This window comes from Sphingobium sp. EM0848 (assembly GCF_013375555.1).
Classification (GTDB): Bacteria; Pseudomonadota; Alphaproteobacteria; order Sphingomonadales; family Sphingomonadaceae; genus Sphingobium.
This window is the reverse complement of the sequence record NZ_JABXWB010000001.1, coordinates 2339547-2364683: the sequence shown is the minus strand read 5'-3', so window position 1 is coordinate 2364683 and position 25137 is coordinate 2339547. Positions and strand designations below refer to the sequence as shown.

19 protein-coding genes are annotated in these 25137 nt (G+C 65.3%); 13 read left to right on the top strand and 6 right to left on the bottom strand.

Annotation, left to right across the window (positions count from 1 at the left end; all coding sequences use genetic code 11):
* Positions 1–92: 92 nt before the first annotated feature.
* On the top strand, positions 93–278 hold the full coding sequence (locus HUK73_RS11420; RefSeq protein ID WP_176592011.1) for a hypothetical protein: 186 nt from the start codon (positions 93–95) through the stop codon (positions 276–278).
* Between the two features lie 12 nt (positions 279–290).
* Here HUK73_RS11420 and greB read toward each other — a convergent pair whose 3' ends face one another.
* Both greB and HUK73_RS11410 read right to left on the bottom strand, forming a co-directional pair.
* Positions 291–776, bottom strand: coding sequence for a transcription elongation factor GreB (gene greB / locus HUK73_RS11415; RefSeq protein ID WP_176592010.1), 486 nt, complete (start codon positions 774–776; stop codon positions 291–293).
* 13 nt (positions 777–789) lie between these two features.
* Complete coding sequence (locus tag HUK73_RS11410; RefSeq protein WP_176592934.1) at positions 790–2826, bottom strand: lytic transglycosylase domain-containing protein; 2037 nt, start codon at positions 2824–2826, stop codon at positions 790–792.
* Between the two features lie 157 nt (positions 2827–2983).
* Here HUK73_RS11410 and dapA point away from each other — a divergent pair, with 157 nt between their 5' ends.
* The 10 genes from dapA to HUK73_RS11360 all read left to right on the top strand — a co-directional run bounded on the left by dapA (position 2984) and on the right by HUK73_RS11360 (position 15452).
* The gene (gene dapA / locus HUK73_RS11405; RefSeq protein WP_176592009.1) at positions 2984–3862 is read left to right on the top strand and encodes a 4-hydroxy-tetrahydrodipicolinate synthase; all 879 of its coding nucleotides are present in this window, start codon (positions 2984–2986) and stop codon (positions 3860–3862) included.
* Between the two features lie 43 nt (positions 3863–3905).
* Complete coding sequence (gene smpB, locus HUK73_RS11400; RefSeq protein WP_007683053.1) at positions 3906–4388, top strand: SsrA-binding protein SmpB; 483 nt, start codon at positions 3906–3908, stop codon at positions 4386–4388.
* Entirely contained in the window at positions 4388–4981 is a 594-nt protein-coding gene (locus tag HUK73_RS11395) for a DUF2062 domain-containing protein (RefSeq protein WP_176592008.1), read from the top strand. Before smpB ends, HUK73_RS11395 begins: the two co-directional genes overlap by 1 nt.
* Positions 4982–5028: 47 nt before the next feature.
* Positions 5029–7455, top strand: a complete 2427-nt coding sequence (locus HUK73_RS11390) for a PAS domain-containing sensor histidine kinase (protein WP_176592007.1) — start codon at positions 5029–5031, stop codon at positions 7453–7455.
* 76 nt (positions 7456–7531) lie between these two features.
* Positions 7532–7891 (top strand): response regulator, encoded by a 360-nt coding sequence (locus HUK73_RS11385; protein WP_176592006.1) that lies wholly within the window; start codon positions 7532–7534, stop codon positions 7889–7891.
* A 99-nt stretch (positions 7892–7990) separates the two neighbouring features.
* Positions 7991–9064 (top strand): recombinase RecA, encoded by a 1074-nt coding sequence (gene recA / locus HUK73_RS11380; RefSeq protein ID WP_176592005.1) that lies wholly within the window; start codon positions 7991–7993, stop codon positions 9062–9064.
* Between the two features lie 200 nt (positions 9065–9264).
* Positions 9265–9474, top strand: coding sequence for a hypothetical protein (locus HUK73_RS11375; RefSeq protein WP_176592004.1), 210 nt, complete (start codon positions 9265–9267; stop codon positions 9472–9474).
* Positions 9475–9551: 77 nt separating this feature from the next.
* A complete protein-coding gene (locus HUK73_RS11370; RefSeq protein ID WP_176592003.1) occupies positions 9552–10385 on the top strand; it encodes an ImuA family protein in 834 nt (277 codons plus the stop codon).
* Positions 10282–11871, top strand: coding sequence for a DNA polymerase Y family protein (locus HUK73_RS11365; RefSeq protein WP_176592933.1), 1590 nt, complete (start codon positions 10282–10284; stop codon positions 11869–11871). The genes HUK73_RS11370 and HUK73_RS11365 overlap by 104 nt, the downstream gene beginning before the upstream one ends.
* On the top strand, positions 11868–15452 hold the full coding sequence (locus tag HUK73_RS11360) for an error-prone DNA polymerase (RefSeq protein ID WP_176592002.1): 3585 nt from the start codon (positions 11868–11870) through the stop codon (positions 15450–15452). Before HUK73_RS11365 ends, HUK73_RS11360 begins: the two co-directional genes overlap by 4 nt.
* Positions 15453–15476: 24 nt before the next feature.
* Here HUK73_RS11360 and HUK73_RS11355 read toward each other — a convergent pair whose 3' ends face one another.
* Positions 15477–15725, bottom strand: coding sequence for a hypothetical protein (locus HUK73_RS11355; RefSeq protein WP_176592001.1), 249 nt, complete (start codon positions 15723–15725; stop codon positions 15477–15479).
* Between the two features lie 180 nt (positions 15726–15905).
* On the bottom strand, positions 15906–16301 hold the full coding sequence (locus tag HUK73_RS11350) for a polyketide cyclase (protein WP_176592000.1): 396 nt from the start codon (positions 16299–16301) through the stop codon (positions 15906–15908).
* 120 nt (positions 16302–16421) lie between these two features.
* On the opposite strand from HUK73_RS11350, the gene HUK73_RS11345 reads away from it, so the two are divergent.
* Positions 16422–16883: a GFA family protein gene (locus HUK73_RS11345; RefSeq protein ID WP_176591999.1), complete on the top strand. Its 462-nt coding sequence runs from the start codon at positions 16422–16424 to the stop codon at positions 16881–16883.
* On the opposite strand, the gene HUK73_RS11340 is transcribed toward HUK73_RS11345, so the two are convergent.
* The gene (locus HUK73_RS11340; RefSeq protein WP_176591998.1) at positions 16877–21064 is read right to left on the bottom strand and encodes a translocation/assembly module TamB domain-containing protein; all 4188 of its coding nucleotides are present in this window, start codon (positions 21062–21064) and stop codon (positions 16877–16879) included. The two genes, HUK73_RS11345 and HUK73_RS11340, sit on opposite strands and share 7 nt — an antisense overlap.
* Complete coding sequence (locus HUK73_RS11335) at positions 21064–23178, bottom strand: autotransporter assembly complex family protein (protein ID WP_176591997.1); 2115 nt, start codon at positions 23176–23178, stop codon at positions 21064–21066. The genes HUK73_RS11340 and HUK73_RS11335 overlap by 1 nt, the downstream gene beginning before the upstream one ends.
* A 138-nt stretch (positions 23179–23316) precedes the next feature.
* Between HUK73_RS11335 and recJ the strand changes: the two genes are divergently transcribed.
* On the top strand, positions 23317–25083 hold the full coding sequence (gene recJ, locus HUK73_RS11330; protein ID WP_176591996.1) for a single-stranded-DNA-specific exonuclease RecJ: 1767 nt from the start codon (positions 23317–23319) through the stop codon (positions 25081–25083).
* Positions 25084–25137: the final 54 nt, after the last annotated feature.

The following is a 25137-nucleotide window of genomic DNA, read 5'->3' as shown; positions in this document are numbered from 1 at the left end:
ATTCTTTCTTGCTGCATCGCTTGTTGCACAAAAGCGGTTCCCACTTTTGCGCGCGATGCTAAGTTCTCCTTCCAAAAAGAAGGAGAGGATGCATGCTCGTCATGTTCGTGGGCGCCGACCGGACCGAAACCGCCGTCAATGCCGCGCAGGTCACCTTCGTTTCGTCGATCACCGATGGCACCCGCATCCGCTTCGGCGAAGGGCGCAGCGTGACCGTGGTCGAGCCGATCGGGGAAGTGATGGAGCGGCTCAACGTGGCGTTGCGTCCGCATGATTAGAGCGATTTCCGCTCATTCGGGATAGCGGATCGCCATCACCTCATATTCCTTTTCGCCCGCGGGCAGCATCACGCGGCGCAGGTCACCGACCGTCGCGCCGCGCAAGGCGCGGGCGATCGGTGTGCTCCAGCCGATGCGGCCGGCGCTCGCTTCCGTTTCGTCATTGCCGACCAGCGTCACGGTGCGGTGATTGTCATCCTCGTCCGCGATGGTGACGGTGGCCCCGAAATAGACCTTGCTCTTGTCGGGCTGCTGGCGGGGGTCGACGACTTTGGCGTCCTTCATCTTGCGCGACAGGCGTTTCAACTGCCCGTCAATCTCGCGCATCCGCTTGCGGCCGTAGAGATAGTCGCCATTTTCGCTGCGGTCGCCATTGCCCGCCGCCCAGCTTACCACCTCGACGATTCTGGGGCGCTCGACGCCCAGAAGCTGGTCATATTCGGCGCGCAGCTTCGCGAAGCCTTCGGGGGTGATGTAATTGGGATGGGCGGTGCTCATGGCTCCGCCCATATCAACCCGGCGTCTGTTTGCCGAGATATTTGGACAGCGGCGTCGTGGTTCCCCGGAAGCGCGCGCGTTCCGGGTTCATCGCTTCGTACACCACGGCATTTTCCAGCACGCGCTGCACATAATTCTTCGTCTCGAAGATCGGGATCTGCTCGATCCAGCGCAGCATGTCGGCGCCGGGCAGGCGGGGGTCGCCATTGGCGGCGATCCAGCGGTTCACATTGCCCGGCCCGGCATTATAGGCCGCCACCGCCAGCGGATAGCTGCCGCCATAATAATCCAGCATCCGCTGGAAATAGGCGGAGCCGAGCATGATGTTGTAGCTTGGATTGTTGAGCGATCCGGCGTCATAGCTCATCCCCAGCTTCGTCGCCTGTTCGCGCGCCGTGCCGGGCATCAGCTGCATCAGGCCCCGCGCGCCCGCATGGCTGACGATCTGCCGGTCGAACTGGCTTTCCTGCCGGGCGATGGCATGGACTATGGTCCAGTTATATTGCGCTTCGGTCGGTACGGGCACACGCGGGAAGGCGCTTTCACCATAGCCGGTGAGGCCGCTGGAGACGGCGCGGCGGCCGACCATCACGCCCATGTCGGGACGGCCGATATTCTTCGCCAGTTCCACCGCCAGATAATGGTCGGCGTCGCTGTCGGCATTGTTGGCGATGGCACGGGCGAATTTGCTTTGATCCTCCCAATAGCCCATTTCGCCCAGCGCCTTCACCGCGCGGACGACCGAGCGGTTGGCGAAGGCGGTACGCTGCGCGGAGGAGATTTCGACCGGGCGCTCGACCGCCGCCGGTGCCGGGATCGGGCGGCTGAGGCGTTCCAACGCGAGCTGGCCGTAAAACTGATCCGGGAAGAGGGCGGCGCGGGCGAAATAGCTGTTCGCCGTGGCGGTATCGCCCGCCTGAAGCGCGGCGCGGCCCGCCCAGTAGAAGCCCTTGGACTGGGTCTGCGGCGACTTGGCGGCGGTGGCGTAGCGGCGGAACATCTCCATCGCGTCCAGCGGCTTGCCCAGATTGTAGAAGGCGGTCGATCCCGCCAGCCAGGCGAGGCTGGTGTAATCGTCACGCTCGCCAATGGGGCGGGTGTTGACGTCGGTGCCGGGCAGATAGGCGTCGTCCAGCTTGCTGGCGATGCCGTAAGCGAAGCTCCACTGGCTGTCGTTCGCGGCGGCGCGGGCCTGCGTCAGCAGCGTCTCATACCATTTTTCCGCGTCGCCCGGCCGGAAGGTCAGCGCCGGGCGATTGGCGAGATATTGACGGCCGGCGATCCAGTTGCCGGTGTTCAGCATCCAGGTCGCCTTGTCCGCGACGAAGCCGGCATCGGTCGCGCCGACGGCCTCGGCCAGTTGCATCTTCATGGTCGCGTCGGGCGCCTTCTGGCGGAAGGCGATGCGGGCCTCATAAACCGGGCGGCGGGCGGGCGAGGCATAGGCCAGCATCCGCTGCGCGCCCATGATGTCGCCCTTCCACAGCAGGGCGTCGGTGCGCAGGTCATGCTCGACCGAGGTCCAGCTGGAACCGAAGAGCGAGAGCAGCCGCGCCTCGTCATCGGGCGCGAGCGATCCGCCGATCCAGGCGTTGCGGGCGGCGATCCGCGCTTCGCCCATGCGGTTCTGCTGCATCAGCGCCAGTGCATAGCGGGCGTTGCCGCTTGCGGTGCGTGGCGGGAAGCGGGTGAAGAAGGCGACGACCTGTCCCGGATCGTAGCTGTTGGGATTGATACTGGTTTCCGCCAGCCGCCGCATCCGGTCCTCCCCCGGCCAGCCGGGATTGGTCAGGATGAAGCTGGCATAGGTGGAAAAGCCGAGCGCATCGCTCTGTTGCAGCGCCCGCCACTGGCTGATCGTGCCGGAGATGGACGGATCGCTCGCCACGCCGATTCGGCTTTGCGCCTGCTGCCACGGACTCGGCTCGGTCGAGCGGGGAATCGCCTGTACCACGGCGCCCGGCGGGAAGGTCGCAGCGGGCGCGGGAGAGGGCGTTTCCGTCTGGGCGCTGGCGCCGGCGGTGAAAAGCAAAAGGGCAATCAGGGGCATACGAACCATGACAGTTTCAGAACAGGAGAGCGACAGCCTACTAGACATGATCGCAAATGCATCCTTATCAGGCCGTGAATGACGCGCTATAGCGCGCCGTTCGCGTGTTTGACGCTATAATGCCCCGGAATCCCGGTGAATTGAAGGAGTTTGTTGCATGTTTTCCGGGTCGATTCCGGCGCTGATCACGCCCTTCCGCGACGGGGCGGTGGATGAGGCGGCTTTCCGCGCCTTCGTCGACTGGCAGATTGAGGAAGGCAGCAGCGCTCTGGTCCCCTGCGGCACCACCGGGGAAAGCGCGACCATGACGGTCGAGGAACATAACCGTGTCATCGCCATCTGCGTCGATCAGGCGGCGGGGCGGGTGCCGGTGATCGCGGGCTGTGGTTCCAACGACACGCGAATCGCGCTGGAGCATATGTTCGCGGCGCAGGCGGCGGGCGCCGATGCGGCGCTGGTGGTCGCGCCCTATTACAACAAGCCCAATCAGGAGGGCGTGTATCAGCATTTCGCCTATCTGGCCGAGCGCTGCTCGCTGCCGATCGTGCTGTACAACGTGCCCAGCCGCACCATCACCGACATCGGCGTGCCGGTGATCCACCGCCTGTCGGAGGAGTTTCAGACCATCGTCGGCATCAAGGACGCCACCGGGAATCTGGGGCGGGTCAGCGCACAGCGCCTCGCCTGCCGCCCGGACTTCTGCCAGCTTTCGGGCAATGACGAGACGGCGCTGGGCTTCAACGCGATGGGCGGCAAGGGCTGCATTTCGGTCACGGCCAATGTCGCGCCGCGCCAGTGCGCCGATTTCCAGAAGGCGATTGCGGCGGGCGACTGGGGGGCCGCGCTGGCGCTCCAGGATCGTCTCTATCCCCTGCATGATGCCCTGTTCAGCGATTCTTCACCCGGCCCGGTCAAATATGCCCTTACGCGCGTCCGGCCCGACATGCCCGGCGATGTCCGCCTGCCGATCACCTGGCCGTCGGAATCGAGCCGCGCCGCCGTCGATCGGGCACTGGAGATCGCGGGGTTGGTTTGAGCGTCCCGTGCTCCCATGTTATGAAGTGAGTTAACTGAGAATAATGGCCCGTCCCCGTCCCGAAGCCTTCGACAAGAAGAAGATCGTCGCCGAGAACCGGCGCGCGCGTTTCGAATATTTCCTGGAGGATGTGTTCGAGGCGGGCATCGCCCTGCAGGGGACCGAGGTCAAATCGCTGCGCTTTGGCGAGGGCAATATCGCGGAAAGCTATGCCGAGGTGAAGGGCGAGCAGGTGTGGCTGGTCAACAGCAACATCCCTGAGTTCAGCCATGGCAACCGCTTCAACCATGAACCCAAGCGCCCCCGCAAGCTGTTGTTGCACCAGCGGGAGATCGCCCGGATGCACGGCGCGGTGGAGCGCAAGGGCATGACGTTGGTGCCGCTGTCGATCTATTTCAACAGCCGGGGCAAGGCGAAGGTCGAACTGGCGCTGGCCAAGGGCAAGAAGACCCATGACAAGCGCGACACGATCAAGGAACGCGACTGGAAACGCGATCAGCAGCGCATCATGAAGGCGCATCGCTGATGGACAATAGACTGTCCCGCTGGTGGCACGCCCATGCGCCGACCCGGGAGTCGCTGGAGCATAATCGTTTCCTCGCCCCTGTGGCGCATCGGGTGCTGGAGCCGTCGCTCTGGCGCTTTACCCGGCGATCGGTGCCGCGTGGCGTGGCGCTGGGGCTGCTGGTCGGCATTTTCCTGCTGATCCCCGGCGTGCAGATTGCCGGTGCGGCATTGCTGGCGCTGCCGTTCCGGGCCAATATCCCGCTGGCGGCGGCGATGACCTTCCTCTCCAATCCGGCGACGACACCGTTGTTTCTGATGGCGTCGGTCTATATGGGCAACTGGTTGCTGGGGCGGACGGCCGATGCCTCCGGCTTCATGGCGCTGGTCGATGGACATGCGACGATCCGTCAATGGTGTGCCTGGCTCTTTTCGGAGGCGGCGCCGGCCATGCTGCTGGGATTGGCACTGATTTCCCTCGCTTTCGCCGTCGTTGGCTATTTTCTGGCCGACTGGATCTGGCGCCATCGCATGGGCCGGAAATGGCACGCGCGCAAATTGAGGATTGGCAAGGCACCGGAAAGCAGCGCATTGGAGGAAATTGCCTCGACCTGAGACGGAGACGGGGCAAGTCCATTGTGAATGCAGGGGGATAGCCGGCCGTGTCCGCGCGTGTAATCAGGGATGGAGAAGCCTGGGCAGCCGATCGGCCGTCGCCTCTGGCCCTGCCTTTGCTGATCCTGTTGGCGCTGCTTTCCGCCGGGCTGGTTCTCTATGCCGCGGGAAGTTGGGCGCTGGGCGCGGGTTTCGGTGCAGCCGTGCTGGCGGGCGCGGCGTTGCTCGGCTGGTACAGGCGGCTCTATCCGCAGGAGGTGGCGGTGGGCGAAGCCGTGCCCGACTGGACCGTCGCGCGCGCGGCGGCCGATGCCTCCAATATGGCGATTGCGGTCACCGATCGCGCCGGGCGGCTGGTCTGCGCCAGCGACCTGTTCGGGGAATGGTTTCCCGGTTTTCCGACGCCGCCGCAGATCACCGCCGATGCCAGCCTGTCCGACATTCTGGGCAATGCCGCCCGCGCCGCCTGGCGCGATGGCGACAGCCGGGTGGAAGGGATCGTGCAGGGCGCGCTGCGGCTGGACGCCTATATCTGCCGTACGGGCCGGTCGGAGGATTATCTGCTCTGGCGTTTCGCGCCGGTGCGCCAGCCCAGCGCGCTGGACGACGTGCATCGCCTGTTGACCGGGGACGCCGGGCGGCAATTGGGCGAAGCCGGGATCATGGCGGTGATGATCGGTGGCGAGGGACGCATTCGCGCCGCCAATGGCGCCTTCCTGTTGCGCGCCGCCGGGCGGATCGACGCCAATATCACGGGACGCGATTTCGCCGCCCATATGCGGGTGGATGACAAGGCGCGGCTGTTTCTGGCGCGGGAGGAGTCGGGCGGCATCCCGCTCCGGCTGTTGCAGGTGCCGCTGAAGCGCGTGACGCAGCCCGCCGGCACCCAATCGGGCGCGCAGGACGGGCCGATGCTGTTGCTGCTGATCGATGAGCCGGCGGGCAATGCGGGCGGGACATCGGCGCTTTCCTATATCGAGACGCTGCTGTCGCTGCTGCCCTTCGGCCTTGCCATGGCGGATCGCGACGGGCGGGTGCTGTTCCTCAACAAGGCCTTTTCGCGGGCGGCGGGCCTCAAGGAAGGCGAAAAGCCGAGCTATCCGGGCGATCTGGTGGTGCGGGAGGATCAGGCGGCGGTGGCCGACGCAGTGCGGCGCTTTGCCGTGGGGCCGCAAATGTCGGGCGACGTTGCCGTGCGGATGCGCGAACAGCCTGACGAGCCGATCGCGCTCAGCCTCGCCGGTGTGCGGGGCCTGGGTGAAGCGGCGGTGCTGCTCAGCCTCAAGGACAATAGCGAGGAGAGCAAGCTGAAGCGGCAGGTGGCGCAGGCAACCAAGATGCAGGCCATCGGCCAGCTTGCGGGCGGCGTGGCGCATGACTTCAACAATATCCTGACCGCGATCATCGGCCATTGCGACCTGATGCTGATGCGCCATACGCCGGGCGACAGCGACTATGACGACATCCAGCAGATCAAGTCGAACAGCAATCGCGCGGCGGGGCTGACGCGGCAGTTGCTCGCTTTTTCCCGCCAGCAGACGCTGCGGCCGCAAATATTGCAATTGCCCGATATCGTCGCCGATGTCTCCAATCTGCTGAAACGCCTGCTGGGCGAGAGCGTGAAGCTGGAAGTCACCCATGGCCGCAACCTCGGCGCGGTGCGCGCGGACCCCGGCCAACTTGAACAGGTGATCGTCAACCTCGCCGTCAATGCGCGCGACGCCATGCCGGAAGGTGGAACGCTCAATATCCAGACCTATGCCGTCCCGGCCGCCAAGGTGCGGGAGATGCGGAGCGACATATTGCCGCCCGCCGACTATACGGCGGTGCGGGTGTCGGACACGGGTCTGGGCATCCCGCCCGATATTCTCTCCAAGATTTTCGAGCCTTTCTTCACCACCAAGGAACTGGGCAAGGGCACCGGCCTTGGCCTTTCCACCGTCTACGGCATCGTCAAGCAGTCGGGCGGGTTCATCTTCGCCGAATCCGAACTGGGGCGCGGGGCGAGCTTCGTCATCTATCTGCCGGTCTATCAGGGCGCCGATGCAGAGCAGGCGGCTCAGCCCAAGGCGCCGGTCCGTCGCGCCGAAACCTGGGGCACGGGCACGGTGCTGCTGGTGGAGGATGAGGATATGGTGCGCGCCGTCGCGGAGCGTGCGCTGACGCGGCAGGGATACAAGGTGCTGACCGCCAATGACGGCGAACAGGGGCTGGAGGTGCTGAGCGGGGACGAGAAGATCGACCTGCTGATTTCCGACGTGGTGATGCCCAATCTGGACGGCCCCTCCATGGTGGCGCGGGCGCGGGCCAGCCATCCCCACCTGCCGGTGCTGTTCATGTCGGGCTATGCCGAGGAACAGTTGCGCAAATCGATCGACATCGCCAATGTGGCCTTTCTACCAAAACCCTTTTCCGTCAGTCAGTTGGCGGAAGCGGCGCGGGATGCACTGGCGATGCGGCCGGCAGCGGAATGAACTTCTCCGTCGCCGGGGGATTATGCTGGTCGAATGCCGCGCCCAGGATGGTGAGGCAATATTGGGGACTGCAAGCATGGCTGACAGCAAGACCATCCTGGTTGTCGAGGATGAAGCAATGATCGGCATGATGCTGGAGGATTATCTCGACACGCTGGGCTATCGGCTGCACGCCATTGCCGAATCGGTCGACGAAGCCTGCGCCCGGGCGCGCGAGGGCGGCTTCGATGCCGCGCTGCTCGACTGCAACCTGCATGGCGAGAAAAGCTGGCCGGTGGCCGATATATTGGCGCAGAGCGGCATTCCTTTCGTCTTCGCGACGGGGGGCATGGCGGACGATCTGCCGACCGGCCATGCGAACCGGCCGACATTGGCCAAGCCCTTCACCATCGGCGCGGTCGAACGGGCGCTCAGCAAGGCTCTGGGCGCGGGATAGGAAATTTCTGTTCCCCTCTTGTTCTATTAGAACAAACAGGATACATGGTGGCCACGCGCCACAAGAATCGGCGTGTTCCGCTTGACAGGGGATAGGCCGATGACAGCAATGCTCTCACTCATCGATTCCAAGAAGACAGGGACAATGGACAGACAGAAAGCATTGGAAGCGGCCCTTTCCCAGATCGACCGTGCCTTTGGCAAAGGTTCGGCGATGAAGCTGGGCAGCCGCGAGAAGATCGAGATCGAGGCGATCTCGACCGGATCGCTGGGGCTGGATATCGCGCTCGGCATTGGCGGCCTGCCGCGCGGACGCATCGTTGAAATTTACGGCCCGGAAAGCTCGGGCAAGACCACGCTGGCGCTGCACGCCATTGCAGAGGCGCAGAAGACCGGCGGCATCGCGGCCTTCGTCGACGCGGAACATGCGCTCGACCCGGTTTATGCCAAAAAGCTGGGCGTCGACATTGACGAACTGATCGTGTCGCAGCCCGATACCGGCGAACAGGCGCTGGAGATCGTCGATACGCTGGTGCGGTCGAACGCGATCGACGTGCTGGTGGTCGACTCGGTCGCCGCGCTGGTGCCGCGTGCGGAAATCGAGGGCGAAATGGGCGACAGCCATGTCGGCCTGCAAGCCCGCCTGATGAGCCAGGCGCTGCGCAAGCTGACCGGCTCCATCTCGCGCTCGCGCTGCCTGGTGATCTTCATCAACCAGGTGCGCATGAAGATCGGTGTCATGTACGGAAACCCCGAAACGACGACCGGCGGCAATGCGCTCAAATTCTACGCCTCGGTTCGCCTCGACATCCGCCGCACCGGCCAGATCAAGGATCGCGAGGATATCGTCGGCAACGCGACCCGGGTGAAGGTGGTCAAGAACAAGGTCGCCCCGCCGTTCAAGCAGGTCGAATTCGACATCATGTATGGCGAGGGCGTGTCCAAGATCGGCGAACTGCTCGACATCGGCGTGAAGGCCGGGCTGGTCGAGAAGTCGGGCGCCTGGTTCTCCTATGACTCGATCCGCATCGGTCAGGGTCGCGAGAACGCCAAGACCTATCTGAAAGAGCATCCCGAACTGGCGGAGAAGCTGGAAAAGGCGATCCGCGGCAAGACCGAAGAGGTCGCGGAAGGGATGATGGCCGGACCCGAAGCGGAGGATGATGGCGAATAAGCGCTGACATGGCTCTCCGGCCAGATCAACCGGAGGGCCTCAGCGCGGCACTGCCCGCCTGCTGCTTCACGCACTGAAAAGGCCCGCTGCGCGACTGGTGCGGCGGGCCTTTTACCGTTGGGATGGGAGGGAGAGTTCCGATCAATTGCGGACATTCTTCGAATCGTGCATCATGCGCTTGGTGATACAGGGCTAATGTCGTGAGCGAGGACGCGCGCAACTCAATCAATTTGTGGCTCGGCGGTCTGGCGTTCTTCGGCCTGTTTTGGGCTGGGCTGCACTTCCGCGCTCTTGAATGGATACCCAACTGGCTGCTCTGGCCACTAGTAGGCCTCGCCGCGCTCGGCAATCTCACGCGGTTGGCTTGGGGCCTTTGGAAGCGCCACGCATCAATTACGAACGGCAGCTAACCACCCCAATCCGCCATCCCTTAATAATTGACACCATACACCCTTCCGACGAAAAGAACATATCGGGAACATTTGATATGATCGAGTCGGTGAACACCCTGTCTGTCCTGCGGCGGCGTATCGCGGCGCTGGATGGCGTGCCTGCTACCCTCGCCGCCGCGCGGGTGGCCACCGGGCATGTGCCGCTCGATCAGGCGCTGGGTGGTGGCCTCTCCTGTGGGCGGCTCCATGAGTTGTTCGGCGGGATCGAGGATGAAGGCGCGGCGGCCGGGCTGGCGCTCGGCTTTGCGCAGTTGCTGGCGCGGGACGGACCCTTGCTCTGGTTGCGCACGGCAGCGGCGGAGCGAGCGGGGGGCATGGTCTATGGGCCGGGGCTGGCCGCGCTCGGCATCGTGGCCGACCGTCTGCTGATCGGCGTGATGGCGGAGGAGGCGATGCTGCTCCGCGCGGCGGTGGATGCGCTGCGCTGTCCGGCGCTGGGTGCGCTGGTGATCGAGTTGCGGGGACGGGCGCCGTTGCTCGACCTGACAGCCAGTCGGCGGTTGGCGCTGGCGGCGGAGGCATCGGGCGTGCCGGCGCTGATGTTGCGGATCGGCGGAGAACCCCGGCCCAGCGCGGCCGATACGCGCTGGCAGGTGGCGGCGGCGCCTTCCAGTTCCTTGCCGGGCAATGCGCCGGGGATGAGCGCTTTCGACCTGTCCCTGTTGCGGCAACGGGCCGGACCCGACGGCCTGCAGTGGCGGATCGTCTGGGACAATGAACGGGGCATGTTTGGCGAAGCATATGGAGACGGGCGCGATGAACGCGATGGCCATGGACAGGACGGCGGAGGAGGCGGCCGGCCAGCGCCGCTATCTGGCGCTGTGGTTCCCCTTCCTGCCGATCGATCGGCTGCGGATCGCGCGGCCTGATCTGTGGGCGCAGGATGGCGGCCCCACGGTCGTCGTCGAGCCGGTGCGCGGCGCGATGCGGTTGGCGACGCTGGATGCCGATGCCCTGGCGCTGGGCCTGACGCCCGGTATGACGCTGGCCGACGCCCGCGCGCGGGAGCCGGATCTGCGGGTGTTCGATGCCGATCCCCATGCCGATCAGGATTGGCTGGAACGGCTGTGCGACGGTTGTGCGCGCTATACGCCTATGGCCGCGCTGGATTCGCCTTATGGTCTGATCCTCGACATCACCGGCTGTGCGCATCTCTGGGGTGGCGAGGAGTTGCTGGCGCGCGAGGCTGCGGACAGGCTGGAGCGCCATGGCATGCGGGTGCGCCATGCCCTGGCCGGAACGGCGGAGGGCGCCCATGCCCTGTGCCGCTTTCCCGTCGGCGCGACGGCGGATGAGGATGCGGCTCTGCGGCGCCTGCCGGTCGAGGCGCTGCGGCTGGAGGAGGAAAGCGCGCTGGCGCTGCGCCGGGCGGGACTGCGCACCGTGGGCGATCTGGCGGCGCGGCCGGCGGCGGTGCTGGCATCGCGTTTCGGGGAGGATGCCGTGGACGCGCTGCACAGCCTGCTGGGTCTGGGGCGGCGGCCGCTCGCGCCCCGGCGGCGGCGTCCCGCGATCAGGATCGAGCGGCGCTTCGCTGAACCCATGGGCAGCACGGCCTTTGCCCTGAAGGTGCTGGAGGAAATGGCGACGGAGGCGGGCGAGCGCCTCGGCGAACGCGGACAGGGTGGCCGGCGGTTCGAGGCGGTGTTCTTCCGCAGCGACGGGCTTGCCTTTCCGCTGCGGGTCGAAACCAGCCTGCCGGTTCGCGACGCGCCCAGCATCATGCGGCTGGTGCAGGAACGGATCGACGGGCTGTCCGACCCGCTCGACCCCGGCTTCGGCTTCGACATGCTGCGCCTTACCGTGCCGCAGGCCGAGCCGATGGCGCCGACCCAATTGGCGCTCGAAGGAGGCGAGGCGCGCCGGGAGGAGAGCATTGCGGCCCTGGTCGACCGGCTGTCGATCCGGGCGGGCCGGGCACGTATCCAGCGGCTGGAACCCCGTGACAGCCATATCCCGGAACAGGCGCAGCTTGCCCTGCCTGCCGTAGACAGGCGGGCGCCGGTCAGCTGGCCGCAGCGGCAGGAAAAGGGCGATCCGCCGATGCGTCCGATCCATCTGTTCGACCCGCCCCAGCCCATTGAAGTGATCGCGGAGGTGCCCGATGGGCCACCCCATCGCTTCCGCTGGCGCCGGGCCAGTCATGAAGTCACCCGCTATGAGGGGCCGGAACGCATCGCGCCCGAATGGTGGAAGGCGAAGGACGGCGCGCTGGAAGGGGAAAGCGCGGGGCTGACCCGGGATTATTACCGGATCGAGGATGCGCGCGGGCGGCGCTACTGGATTTTCCGCCACGGGCTTTACGGCGCGGAGGCGCTGCATCCGGGCTGGTATATCCATGGCCTGTTCGCATGAAACGGCATGGCAAAGGGCCCGATCCCGCCAGGCCCAGGTCCACCGACCGGCGGGAGTTGAAGGCATGGGAAGCCAGCCGGGAAAAGGCGGGGCGCGTGCCTCCGGTCGATCCGCCGACAGAAGCGCCGCCCTTTGCCGAACTGGTGGCGGCGACCAATTTCTCCTTCCTGCGCGGTGCGTCCCATGCTTCGGACATGGTGACGCGCGCCATCGCCCTCAATCTTGCCGGGCTGGGCATTGCTGACCGCAATACGGTTGCGGGCGTGGTTCGCGCCCATGTCGCGCGCAAGCGCTGGCCCGAGCAGATGCGCGCCGCCTTGCTGGAAGCCCGCAAGGAAGCGGGGTTGCCACTGGAATTGAACGCAGAGGAGAAGCGCGCCTGCCAGACCGACCTGCGGCTGGTCGTCGGGGCGCGGCTGGTCTTTGCCGATGGCACGCCGGACATCGTGGCCTATCCCGCGACGCGGCGGGGATGGGGACGGCTGACCCGTTTGCTGACCCGAGGAAATCTGCGTGCCGTCAAGGGCGGATGCATTCTGCATTTCGACGATCTGCTCGACTATCTGGACGATCTGTTGCTCATCGTGCTGCCGGTGGCGACCGGCGGAGAGGAAGAGGCGCATGGCGATCCGGTCGCTTTTCCCTTTGAAGATACGCCGCCGTCTGAAGCGGCCTCCCACCTTTCGCTGGTGCCGCCTTTGCCGCCGGAGACTGTCGAGGAAACCCTGCGTCGGCTTGCCGTGAAGGCGCATGGACGGCTGTGGCTGGGCATCCCGCAAAATCATGGCGGCAAGGATCGTCGGATCGTCGAAACCCTTGCAATGATCGCCCGGCGACTGGCGCTTCCTTTGCTGGCGACCAATGATGCGCTTTATGCCTCGCCCGCTGATCGGTCCTTGCAGGATGTGCTGAGCTGCATTCTCCACGGCACGACCATTGCAAAGGCGGGCTGGTCATTGCAGGCCAATGCGGAACGGCACCTCAAGTCGCCCGATGAGATGGCTCGCCTCTATACGCACTGGCCTGATGCGATTGCGCAAGGCGTCCGGCTGCTTTCGATGATCGACTTCAACCTCGACCAGTTAAGCTACGAATATCCCCATGAACCTGTACCCGAAGGCTGGGCGCCGCAGGATTGGCTCGCACATCTGGTGTGGGAGGCTGCGGCTCGCCGTCATGCGGGAGAGGCGATACCGGACAAGCTGCGCAAGCGCGTGGAAGAGGAACTCTCCTTCATTGCGGCACATGGCTATGCCTATTATTTCCTGACCGTCCACGATGTCGTGAAATTCGCGCAGGAGCAGGATCCGCCCATATTATGCCAAGGGCGCGGATCGGCCGCCAATTCGGCGGTCTGTTTTCTGTTGGGGGTGACGTCCGTCGATCCCGAGAAGAATGATCTGCTCTTTTCCCGCTTCATTTCCGCCGACCGCAACGAGCCGCCCGATATCGACGTCGATTTCGAACATGAGCGGCGTGAAGAGGTGATGCAATATATCTATCGTCGTTATGGACGGCATCGCGCCGGGATCGCGGCGACGGTGATCCATTATCGATCCCGCAGCGCGGTGCGGGAAGTGGCCAAGGTGCTGGGATTGAGCGAAGACGTTGCGACGCGGATCGGTAGCACGGTCTGGGGCAGTTATGCGAGCGATCTGGGCGATCGGCGCCTGGTGGAGGCGGGTTTCGATCTTGCCAATCCGCAGATCGTCCGGCTGCGCGCGCTGGTCGATCAGTTGTTGCGGCAACCCTTTCCACGCCATCTCTCGCAGCATGTGGGCGGCTTTGTGCTGACCCAGGACAGGCTGGACGAAACTGTCCCTATCCATCACGCGGCGATGGAAAATCGCAGTTTCATCGAATGGGACAAGGATGACATCGATGCCCTTGGCCTGATGAAGGTCGACGTGCTGGCGCTGGGCATGCTGACCTGCATTCGCAAGGCTTATGACCTGATGCGGACCCATGGGCTGGGCGATCATGGTCTGACCGTCGATATCGAATCCGAAGATAAGGCGGTCTACGACATGCTGTGCAAGGGCGACAGCATCGGCGTATTCCAGGTGGAAAGCCGGGCGCAGATCAACATGCTGCCGCGACTGAAGCCGCGCACGCTCTATGACCTAACGGTTCAGGTGGCGATCGTGAGGCCGGGACCGATCGAAGGCGACATGGTCCATCCCTATTTGCGGCGGCGATGCGGAGAAGAGAAGGTCGAATTTCCCCGGCCATCGCCGCAGCATGGCCCCGCCGATGAACTGGTGCAATTGCTGGGCGATACCTATGGTGTCCCGCTGTTTCAGGAACAGGCGATGAAACTCGCCATCACGGCGGCGGGTTTCACGCCGGCGGAGGCGGATGCCTTGCGCCGCGCCATGGCGACATTCCGCAATGTCGGCACCATCCATCATTTCCGGGAGAAGATGATCAAGGGCATGGTGGCCCGAGGCTATGAAGCGGAGTTCGCGCAGCGCTGCTTCAAACAGATTGAGGGTTTCGGCAGCTATGGTTTCCCCGAAAGCCATGCGCTGTCCTTCGCGCGGCTGGTCTATGTGTCGGCCTGGATCAAATGCCATCAGCCCGCCCTGTTCGCCTGCGCGCTGCTCAATTCGCAGCCCATGGGCTTCTACGCGCCCGCGCAGATCGTGCGGGATGCGCGGGACCATGGCGTGACCGTGCATGATGTCGATGTGAACATGAGCGAATGGGACAACAGCCTTGAACCGCTGCTGCGTTCGCGCAACAGCAGGCGGGGCGAAGGGGAGGGGCGCGCCTTGGCGCTGCGGCTGGGCTTGCGGCAGATCGATGGTTTTCGCGAGGATTGGGCCGGGCAACTGGTCGCGGCGCGGGCCGACGGGCTGTTTTCCACCATGGAGGATCTGGCGCGGCGGGCGGGCTTGCCGGCGCGGGCCTTGCGCTTGCTGGCGGATGCCGATGCCTGCCGGTCGCTGGGGCAGGACCGGCGGACGGCTTTGTGGGATGCGCGGCGGACGCCTTCGAATGAATTGCCGCTGTTCGCCGCGGCAAGGATGCGCGACGGCCAGGCGCGCGAACTGGGCGAGGAAGCCGATGCGATGCTGCCCGCCATGGCCTTGTCCGAGCATGTCGCCACCGACTATGCGATGACGCGGCTATCGCTCAAGGGGCATCCGATGCAGTTCCTCCGTCCGGTCTTTGCCGCTGAAGGGGCGCTGAGCTGCGCGGAGACAGCGGCCGCGAAAAACGGTGCGCTGGTGAAGACGGCTGGCGTGGTGCTGGTGCGGCAGCGGCCGGGCAAGGGCAATGCCGTCTTCATCACGATCGAGGATGAGACGGGTATCACCAATATCCTGCTCTGGGCGCGGCTGTTCGAGATGCAGCGCAGGCCGGTCATGGCCTCGCGGCTGATGCTGGTCGAGGGCGAGGTGCAGCGGAGCAAGGAGGGCGTCGTCCACCTGATGGCGAGCCGGGTGCATGATCGGACGGCGGAACTGTCGCGGCTTTCGGAGGGGCCGGCGGATGGGGCCTCAAGGGCGCGGCCCCGTTCCGCCAGCCATCCGCGTAATGTCCGTATCCTGCCCCAATCACGGGATTTTCATTGAGGGCGAGCGGCATCCCGATGTAGCTTAACGTTCGGCAAGCTGCGTGGCCGGCTTATGCGTGATCGTCAGACCGGCCTGCGCCCAGGCGTCGGCGGTGCGGCAGATGGTGTGGGGCAGGATCCTGCTCGGATCGGCGACGCGCACGCAATATTTGTTCGTCTTCTGTTGGTAGGTGACCTTCCCCTCGCCAAAGCGCCCTTCATATTTGGCGAAGGCGGGCGTGGCGGCGGTGGTCATGGCGGCAGCGATGGCGAAAATGGCGACGGTCTTCATGAGCTTTTCCTTCCCTGATCTTCCCTGGATCGACCCGAATGCGGTCGTGTCCGGAGCATTGCAGGGGCCGTGCCAATTTTAGGAAAAGCCCATTTACCGGCCTGTTTTCAGGAAGAAAGCGGAATTTCAGGCGCGTAAAATCCCAACTATCCGCGAATAGTTCCGATTTTCAGGAATAATTCATCCTTCAATCAGATTCTTCAGCGCCTTGAGGTCGCGATTGATCCATCGGATGTCGGCGGCGAAACGCTCATCATCCATGCCCGGCTGGCGGAAGAGCGTCAGCATGACCTCCGCGCCATTGCCATTCTGGATCACGCGCAAGGGCACATAGACTATCTCGCCCTGCCCGAGGTCGACATGGTGATCCATCACGCCATGGGGGTTATGCGGCGTGAAGCGGATGCGGATCGGGCCTTCCGGGCCATCCGCCAGCCAATGCTCCCCATCCCGGCGAAGCGCGGATTCCGCAAGGCCCGAGGCCCATTTCGGGAAAAATTCCGGCTGCCAGATTCTGTCGTAAAGCGCCTGCCATTCATGATCGATCGTGATGCTGAAGGTGCGGGCGGGTAACATGGGGCGTCTCCGATACGGTGCGCGCTGACTTCGCTGCGCGGGCTGAACTGGATATCCCTCTCCACCCGAAGCTGCCAATTGTCCATGATGTCGAAGCGGCGATTCCCACAGGAGGTCATCATGCCCATGCCCCCATTCCCCGTTGAAGGCGGCTGCCGTTGCGGCCGCGTCCGTTTCCGGCTGACGCAGGCGCCATGGGCGGAGGCGGCCTGCCATTGCCTTGGCTGCCAGAAAATGACGGGCAGCGCCTTTTCGACCAGCCTGATCATGCCCGCCGACGGCTTCGAACTGATTGCCGGGGACACGGTGATCGGCGGCCTTCATGGCGAGGATGTCCATCATCACCATTGCGACTGGTGCAAGAGCTGGGTCTTCACCCGGCCAGCGGCGGACCTCGGCTTCGTCAATGTCCGGGCGACGCTGCTCGACGACGCAGGCTGGTTCGCGCCATGGATGGAAACGCAGACCGCCGAGAAGCTGCCCTGGGCGCAAACCGGCGCGGCGGTCAGTTTCGAACGCTTTCCAGCATTGGAGGATTATCAGGGCCTTATCGCCCTTTATCGGGCCGAGCGGGTTCAATAATCCTTCGAATAGCGCAGATTGGCTGACGATCCCGCATTGGTGCCGGTTTTCGAGAGCAGACTCAGCGTCTTGGACAGGGAGATTTCCAGCTGGGTGGCGGTGAAGCCCTTGGGATCGGTGATCACCTCCACATAGATATTGTTGGAGATATGCTGCCCGACCGCCAGCGACGTGCCGCGCCCGGATTTTTCATCGCCGCCGACGATGCCGATGCGGTCGACGCCGGAGGCATTTTGCAGCTTGCCCATCGGGTTCAGGCCGCCGCTCCCGCCGCGCAGCCCGTTGAGCGCGGCGGCCAGCTGGATCGCCTGCGTCGCGGAAAGGTTCGCCACATTGTCCCCGAACAGGATGCGGGCCAGTATCTCGTCCTGCGGCAGCGTCGGGGTGGAGACGAAGGCGATGTCGGGCTGCTGGGCCGTTCCGCCCACGGCAATGCCCGCCGTCACATCGCTGATCTTGGTTTCGGCGCGGATCGCCAGCGTCGGGTTCATCATCGGCCCGTTGAAGGTGATGACGCCCTGTTCCAGATCGAACTGGTGGCCGGAGAAACTGTAACGGCCCCGGATCACCTCGATCTTGCCGACCACGCGCGGGTCGGTGGCGGTGCCGGTGACGCGCATGTTCGTCTTCCATTCGGAATCGAGGCCCATCCCGGTCACGTAGATTTCATTGTCTGCGCGCACCCGGACATCGAGTTTCCAGTTTGTCGGCTTGGCCGTCGCCTGCCGTTCGGCCAGACGCTGGTCTAACAGGTCGACGCCTTCGCCCTTGCGCCGCACGCCGGTGAGCTGACGAATGTCGGTGCCCCCCTGCCAGGCGACGCGATAGCGCGTTTCGGGCAATGACAGGTCGCCCTTGATCAGCCCGCCATTGGCCGGGCTGTTGGTGATGTTGAGCGTGCCGCTGACGACGCTGGTGACCGCTTCGCTGCGGGCGATGCGGGCACGGTCCAGCTTCACCGCTATGTCCATCGGATAGCCGCTTTCCGCCGCCAGCCCCACATAGCCGCTCGCCTGCACCGTGCCGTCGCCCGCACGGCCGGAAAAGTCGCGCAGGTCGAGCCGGTCATTGGTAAAGCGTCCATCTAGCCGCATCTGCGTGACGCGGGTGCCGAACGTCTCATTCTCATAGGTCAGCGCATTGGCGCGGACGATGCCGTTCAGGCGCGGCGCGGTCAGCCGCCCGCTGAAATCCGCCGCGACCGCGATCGGCCCGGTCAGTTGCTGCCCCGCCAGCCCCGCGAAGGAGAACAGCACATCGGCCGGTCCGGCATAGCGGATGCCGCCGCCCAGCGGGGCCGACTGGAGTTGCTCGCTCCAGCTTGCACCCGGTCCGGGCGGCGCGAGCGTCGCGACGAAGCGGCCCAGCGTCGCATTGCCGCGCCGGATCAGCCCCCGCATGTCGCCGCCCGCGCTGGACAGCTTGCCCTCTATGGCCATCGATACCGGATCGGACACGACGGTCAGGCTGGAGCGGCGGAAATCGCTGATCGCAAGGCGCGTGGTCGCGGTCGGGAAAGCGGTGCCGTTCTGCGCGAAATCCAGCATACCCGTCGCCTTGCCGCTGACGCCCAGACCGGGCGTCGCCATGTTGACGATGGCAAGGTCGAAATCCTTGAAGCGCGCCTGCATCGCGGTCTGCTGGCCGAAACGGCCCGCCAGATCGACCCGGCCCTGCGGCAGCACCAGCGTTGCGGGTTCAAGGCGATAGCCCGTCTTCTCGATGCGGATGATGGCCGGCTGCGCGAAGCGGAAGGGGATGTTGCTCGCCTTGCCCTCCAGCGCGACGGCGTAGAGGGTGGGGCGCAGCGCGGCGTTCATCGCGATGGAGAAGGGCACGCCGGTCGATCCGTCCGCGACCAGTTGCGCGCGCCCGCGTCCGCCCTGATAATCGATCCGCCCGCGCGCCTTGCGCACCACATAGTCGCCATAGGCGGCGTTGGCCATCTGCATGTCGGCGGTGATCTGTGGCTGGTCGGACATCACCATGTTCGCGGTGAGCAGTGCCCGGCCGATCACCACATCGGCCTCTCCCGGCAGCTTCGCGTTGCTGGCGGTGGCGTTGACTTGCGCGCCCTGCGCCTTGCCGACAGCCATCAGCCGGGCCGTGCCGGTGATGCCCGAGCCGTTCATCGCCAACTGGCCGGTGAAGGGACCGGCGGCGCTCTGCTGCACGGTGCCGTGCATATCGACCCCGGCAAAGCGGGCCTTGCTGATGTCGATGGTCAGAGGGCCTTTCGCGGTGCGGATCAGCACATTGGCGAAGAAGGGGCCGTAAGGCGAACCGCCGGTGGTTTCGAGCCGATAGCCCGCCGCCTCGCCATGGAGTTTCGCCACCACATCATGCAATTGCACGCCGACATTGGGTCGGGCGGCGCGCAGCACGGCTTGGGGGCGTTCCATTGTGCCGCGCACGGTCAGCGCCAGCGGGCCATATTGGCGGGAGGTCGCGGCGGCATCGAAGGTGATCGCGCCGTCCGTGTCATAGCTGCCCGAACCCGAATGCACCTGAAAATTGGGGGCGGCGCCCTTGAGGCCCGCGAGGGTGAATCTGCCCTCCGGCGTCATGCCGATATGGCCCGTCATGACTGCATTGCCGCCGAGGAAATCGCGGACCGAGGCATTTTCCCAGCGCGCGGTGCGCACCCCGAACTTGCCATCCAGGCCGAAGCCGCCCCTTGGCCCCGGCACCAGATGTACATCGGTGTTGAGATTGACGATGCCGACGCCATCGACCTTATAATCGTTGACCCGGCCCTTCAGCGCACCGCGATAAAGGGCGTGGTCGAAGTCGGCGAGGACGATGGCGGTGGCGTCCACCCGGTCGCTGTCGATCTTCAGATTGTCGCTGATGAGCTTGCCCGCCGCATAGGCGAAGTCGCCCTTCACCCGCAAATTGTGCAGCAGGCCGCCCGCCGCGGCGTTGAGGCCGGTGACGCGGCTGGCCGTCGCGTTGACGGGAATGCGGATGCGGTCGGCGTCGATCACCGCGCGTCCGCTGGCCTTCAGATTCTCGATGCCCGTGGCGTCGAAGGCCAGTTGTTTGGCGGTGATGTCATAATCGATGAAGGGCGTCGCCATCGGTCCATCCAGGATCACCGAAGCGCGGACATCCTTGCCCTTCACCTTCTCCATGATCGCGCCGGGGGTGAGCAGCGCGGCGTCGATCTTCAGGGCGCTGAACCGGCTCTTGCCAAGGTCGATGAGGCCCTGCGCCGTGGCGGAGAGGGCGGGCGATTTCAGCGATCCCTTGAGATTCACGCGCCGCTGGTTGAGGCCCGCGAGCAGGTCCACATCCAGTTGCGGCGTGGTCAGCCGGTCGACCGTTCCGGCAAAGACCAGCCCCGGCCGCACCGGCCCCCTGGCGGTGAAATTGCCGTCGCGGGCGGCGAGCGCGATGTTGGCCAGCTCGCCCTTGGCTGAGGTCGCGACCAGCCGCCCGTCCCAGACCTGCCATGTCCCCTTGCCGTCCAGCGTCGCGGTGAAGCCGTCGGTCAGGCCGCTCATCGCCGCGATCACGCCGCCCTTGGGCGCGGTCAGCGTGCCCTTCATGGCGAGGCGATTCTGGGCCGGTACGGCGTCGAGACTGGCCTGCAACCGGTCGCCGCTGTCCACCACAGCATCGGCCGACAGGATCGCTCGGCCATCGGATATGTGGGTGACGCCGTTTATGGCGATCTCGCGCTTCTGGCCGATCACCGGCTTGGCGACGAGGAAGCGGGCGATCTTCAGCCGGTCGACGTCAATGTCGAGGTCGGGCAGGATCGGTGCATTGGGATCGGTCCTGGTGACGTTGAACTGTGGACTGCGGGCAAGGACCACCAGCGGGCTTTCCAGCAGCTGCACCGAAATATGGTTGTTGATGTAGCGGAAGGGGTTCCACACCACATGCACTTGTGGGCTGACGGCGAAAATGCCCTTGGGATCGCGCAGCACCAGATTGCGGATGGTCATGTCGCTGTAGATCGACCCGTCGATCCGGCCGACCTCGATGGCCATGCCGGATTCAAGTCTGAGCGCGGCGATCTGGCGGATCAGGAATGCCTTGCCCGGCTGGGTGTTGAGGAACAGGAGCAGCCCGGCGACCAGCATCAACAGGCTGGTGATCAGGCCGATCGCGCCCAGCACGATTTTCTGCCAGAGCGGGCGTGCTTCGTGGAGGGTGACTGTTTCCTCTGCCATCAGAAGGCCTGCCCGATGCCGATATAGAGGGCGAATTTGGACTCGCCCGGTTGCCGGTTGATCGGCATGGCGATGTCCGCGCGGAAGGGGCCGAAATTGGTGTAGAAGCGGCCGCCCAAGCCGACGCCATAACGGATGTTGGAAAATTGCGGCATGGAGCTTTCATAGACCTGCCCCGCATCGACGAAGGCGACCACGCCATAGTCACCGAAGCGATACCGGCCCTCGACCGCGAACTCATTGACCGACCGGCCGCCAATGGGGTCGTTGTTCGCGTCCTTTGGCCCCAATTGCTGATAGCCATAGCCGCGCACCGACCCGCCGCCGCCTGCATAGATACGCCGCGACGGCGCCACATCGTCCCGTGTCACGCCGCTGATGGTGCCGACGCGCGCCCGCCCGGCGATCACCAGAGCATCGGACAGCGGATAATAGCCGGTGAGGTCGAAGGTCGCGCGGATATAGGGGGAGAAACTGCCGTGCAGCGACCCTTCCGGTTCCGCCCGCAGATTGGCGCGGAAACCCCTGGTCGGGTTCAGCAGATCGTTGGAGCGGTCATAGCCCAATTGCAACGGCAGGCCGCCGATGAAATAGGTCCGCCGCACCTTGTCCACCGTTGCCGGATCGACCACCACCTGCTCGTTGGTCAGCAGCACTTCCGCGCCATAGCTGTAGGTCCAGCGCTTCTGGAAGATCGGCGTCGACTGGCGCGACCAGCTCACATTGAGGCCAGCGGTATAGGCTTCATAGGCGTCGTAATTCTGATGGTTGAGCGAGGCGCCCGCCTGGAAAGTCTTGTCCCGCTTGCCCGCATTGGACCGGCGGAAGGTGCCTGAAACGCCCTGTTCCTGCGTTCCCGCGATGACGCTGGCGATCACCGCGCCTTCGGGCGGGAAGAGGTTGCGATGGGTCCATGTCCCCTCGCCGCGGAAGCCCTGACCCGTGCCATAGCCCACCTCCCCGGCCAGCGTGCGCGGCTTGCCCCGTTCCTGCGCGACGGTAAGGTCGACATATTCGGTGCCGTCCGGGCCGGGTTCGCCGGTGCGCACCGGATCGACCGAAATGCTGGAAAACAGCCCCGTCGCGACCAGCGCCCGGCGCAGATCGTCGACCTTGCGGCTGTCGTAAAGCTCGCCGGGCCTGAAGCGGCTGATGACCTTCATATGGTCGGCGCCGAAGGCCTGTTTTTCTCCGGTGGTGGCGATTCCCCGGAACGACCCGCGCGGTCCTGTTTCGACCGGCAACATATAGTCGCCCGTCGCCGTGGCAGGGTCGAGCAGGATGTCGCGCTGCCCAACCTTGGCGAAGGCATAGCCGTTTTCCGGCAGCTTGACGCCGACATTGGCCTCCGCCCCCTCAACCGCCGAGGCGATGATGAAGTCGCCCGTCTTGAGCGGCAGGCTGTCGCGGATCAGGCCCGGCGGTACGGTCGGCCCGGCGTGGATGACGATCTCCCCGATCCTGTAACGCTTCCCCGGCGTGACCGAGACGACCGCCTTCAGCGTCCCGTTGCCCGCCTGATCCCCCGCTTGCTCCAACGTGGCGAGGGCGGTGGCGTCATAATAGCCCTCCGAATAGAGCAGCCGCACGGCCAGCGCCTCATCCTCATGGGTGCGGTTCTGAAGCATGGCCGCCGTGTCGGCCTTGCCCTTGCCGCCGACCAGCGAAGAGGAATCGCGGAACGCATCCTCCAGCCCCGTTTTGCCGAACCCTTCGATAGCCACTGCATAGCGGACCGCTTCGGTCTTTTCCTGTGGATTATTGTCGGTCGCGACCTGCAACGGCACCTGCACCGTGTCGAGTGGCGGCAGCGGCTGTGCCAGTTCGCGCTCTTCCTGCGGTTCGACCGCGGGGGGCAGTTCCTGCGTCGTGCCGTCCTGCGGCATCTGCTGGTCGATCCATTCCTCGATCGAGGGCAGGGGAGCCGTGCTGTTCGCAGGCGCCTCTCCGACCCTGGGCAGCCGCGCCTCGAACTCGCTGTCCGGCAGAATCGGCTCTTCCTGTTGGGCCGGGGGCGAGGATGATGGCGTTTGGGCCATCAGGGGGAGGGGAGAGGTCGCCATCATCATCAGACCCAAGGCTCGCCGAACCCGCTTCGCCTGCCTTGAACCCATGGAAACCGCTTTGCCCCTTTTTATCCTGCACCCATTATGGGCGGGAAGAGCCAATACGCGCAACAGGTTGCTTCGGTTCCGCCTGCGTCATGACGGCAGACGCTTCCCTCCGAATCGCAACGGGTTTAGAGCGGGGCCATGACCATTGCCCTCAACATAACCCGTTCGATCCTCGGTCAGCCCTGGCGCTGGCGTGGCGGCAATGCGGACGGGCGCGATCCGGGCTATCGGCCCGACGATCTGGTGACGCAATTGCTGCTGGCGCGTGGCTGTCCGCGCGACGCGGTGGAGGCGCATCGCAACCCCACCATCCGGCATTTCATGCCCGACCCCAGCCTGTTCCGCGACATGGATGCCGCCGCCGAGCGGCTGGCCGACGCGGTGGTTGCCCAAGAGGACGTGCGCATCTTCGGTGATTATGACGTGGACGGCGCGACCAGCGCGGCGCTGTTGATCCGGCTGTTGCGCGATCTGGGCCTCGCGGCGCGGCCCTATATCCCCGACCGGCTGATGGAGGGCTATGGCCCCTCGGGCGAGGCGCTGGTCCGGCTGGCGGGTGAGGGTGCGACCCTGATCGTCACCGTCGATTGCGGCGCGCAGGCCTTTGACGCGCTGGGACAAGCGAAGGCGGCGGGCGTCGATGTCGTGGTGGTCGACCATCATAAATGCGCCGCCGCGCTGCCCGAAGCACTGGCGCTGGTGAATCCCAACCGCCTCGATGAAGCGGAGGAGGCCGCCGCCCATGGCCATCTGGCGGCGGTGGGCGTGGCCTTTCTGCTCGGCGCGGCGCTGATCCGGGTGCTGCGCAAGCGCGGCTGGTTCGCCCGAAGGTCCGAGCCGCCGTTGATGGAATTGCTCGACATTGTGGCGCTCGGCACGGTGGCGGATGTGGCGCAGCTCAAGGGGCTTAACCGTGCTTTCGTGGCGCAGGGTCTCAAGATCATGGCGAAGCGCCGCAATATCGGCCTCTCGGCGCTGATCGACGCCAGCCGTCTGACGCGGGCGCCGCTCTGCCACGACCTCGGCTTTGCGCTGGGGCCGCGCATCAATGCGGGCGGGCGCGTGGGCAAGGCGGACCTCGGCGTGCGGCTGCTCACCACCGAAGATCCGGCGGAGGCGGCGAAGATCGCGCAGGAACTCGACCTGCTCAACGAGGAGCGTCGCGCCATTGAGGCGGCAGTGCAGGCGCAAGCCGAGGAACTGCTCGCCGCGCAGGGCAACCGCGCCGTGGCTTTGGTGTCGGGTGCGGGCTGGCATCCGGGCGTCATCGGCATCGTCGCCGGACGCATCAAGGAAAAGGCAGGCCGCCCCGCCATCGTCGTCGCCATTGATGAGGAGGGCGTCGGCAAGGGATCGGGCCGGTCGATCTCCGGCGTCGATCTGGGCGCCGCGGTGCTGGCGGCGAAGGACAGCGGCCTGCTGGTCGCGGGCGGCGGGCACGCCATGGCGGCGGGCCTGACGGTCGCGGCGGACAAGGTGGACGCGCTGGCCGATTTCCTCGACGACCGGCTTGCCGGCGCGGTGGCCAAGGCGCGCGACGATCGCGCGCTGCTGATCGACGCGGTGCTGGCGCCGGCGGGGGTCAATCCGGATTTCGTCGCCGCCATCGATGCGGGTGGCCCCTATGGCGCGGGCTGGCCTGCGCCGCTCATCGCGTCCGGGCCGATGCGCGTCATCAAGGCGGACGTCGTTGGCAACGGCCATTTGCGCGCGATCATGGCGGGCGATGATGGCCGTTCGATCAAGACCATCGCTTTTCGTCAGGCCGAATCTGAACTGGGTCAGGCCATCCTTGGTGCACCCCGCGACCGGCGCCTGTGGATCGCGGGCCGGGCGAAGATTGACGATTGGGGACCGCGCCCCGCCGCCGAACTGCATCTGGAGGATGCGGCCTGGGCCGATTGAGCCTTTCGAAAAACAAATTTGTGCTTCGCGTCATTTTCATGACGAAAAGGGGGT

What these genes read in the sequence shown, in the direction of transcription:
- HUK73_RS11340 (WP_176591998.1), bottom strand. Translation starts at nt 21,064, where the DNA reads ATGGCAGAGGAAACAGTCACCCTCCACGAAGCACGCCCGCTCTGGCAG.
- HUK73_RS11395 (WP_176592008.1), top strand. Translation starts at nt 4,388, where the DNA reads ATGGACAATAGACTGTCCCGCTGGTGGCACGCCCATGCGCCGACCCGG.
- recJ (WP_176591996.1), top strand. Translation starts at nt 23,317, where the DNA reads ATGACCATTGCCCTCAACATAACCCGTTCGATCCTCGGTCAGCCCTGG.
- HUK73_RS11350 (WP_176592000.1), bottom strand. Translation starts at nt 16,301, where the DNA reads ATGTTACCCGCCCGCACCTTCAGCATCACGATCGATCATGAATGGCAG.
- smpB (WP_007683053.1), top strand. Translation starts at nt 3,906, where the DNA reads ATGGCCCGTCCCCGTCCCGAAGCCTTCGACAAGAAGAAGATCGTCGCC.
- greB (WP_176592010.1), bottom strand. Translation starts at nt 776, where the DNA reads ATGAGCACCGCCCATCCCAATTACATCACCCCCGAAGGCTTCGCGAAG.
- HUK73_RS11345 (WP_176591999.1), top strand. Translation starts at nt 16,422, where the DNA reads ATGCCCATGCCCCCATTCCCCGTTGAAGGCGGCTGCCGTTGCGGCCGC.
- HUK73_RS11355 (WP_176592001.1), bottom strand. Translation starts at nt 15,725, where the DNA reads ATGAAGACCGTCGCCATTTTCGCCATCGCTGCCGCCATGACCACCGCC.
- HUK73_RS11410 (WP_176592934.1), bottom strand. Translation starts at nt 2,826, where the DNA reads ATGCCCCTGATTGCCCTTTTGCTTTTCACCGCCGGCGCCAGCGCCCAG.
- HUK73_RS11370 (WP_176592003.1), top strand. Translation starts at nt 9,552, where the DNA reads ATGATCGAGTCGGTGAACACCCTGTCTGTCCTGCGGCGGCGTATCGCG.
- HUK73_RS11335 (WP_176591997.1), bottom strand. Translation starts at nt 23,178, where the DNA reads ATGGGTTCAAGGCAGGCGAAGCGGGTTCGGCGAGCCTTGGGTCTGATG.
- HUK73_RS11385 (WP_176592006.1), top strand. Translation starts at nt 7,532, where the DNA reads ATGGCTGACAGCAAGACCATCCTGGTTGTCGAGGATGAAGCAATGATC.
- HUK73_RS11365 (WP_176592933.1), top strand. Translation starts at nt 10,282, where the DNA reads ATGGCCATGGACAGGACGGCGGAGGAGGCGGCCGGCCAGCGCCGCTAT.
- HUK73_RS11360 (WP_176592002.1), top strand. Translation starts at nt 11,868, where the DNA reads ATGAAACGGCATGGCAAAGGGCCCGATCCCGCCAGGCCCAGGTCCACC.
- recA (WP_176592005.1), top strand. Translation starts at nt 7,991, where the DNA reads ATGACAGCAATGCTCTCACTCATCGATTCCAAGAAGACAGGGACAATG.
- HUK73_RS11420 (WP_176592011.1), top strand. Translation starts at nt 93, where the DNA reads ATGCTCGTCATGTTCGTGGGCGCCGACCGGACCGAAACCGCCGTCAAT.
- dapA (WP_176592009.1), top strand. Translation starts at nt 2,984, where the DNA reads ATGTTTTCCGGGTCGATTCCGGCGCTGATCACGCCCTTCCGCGACGGG.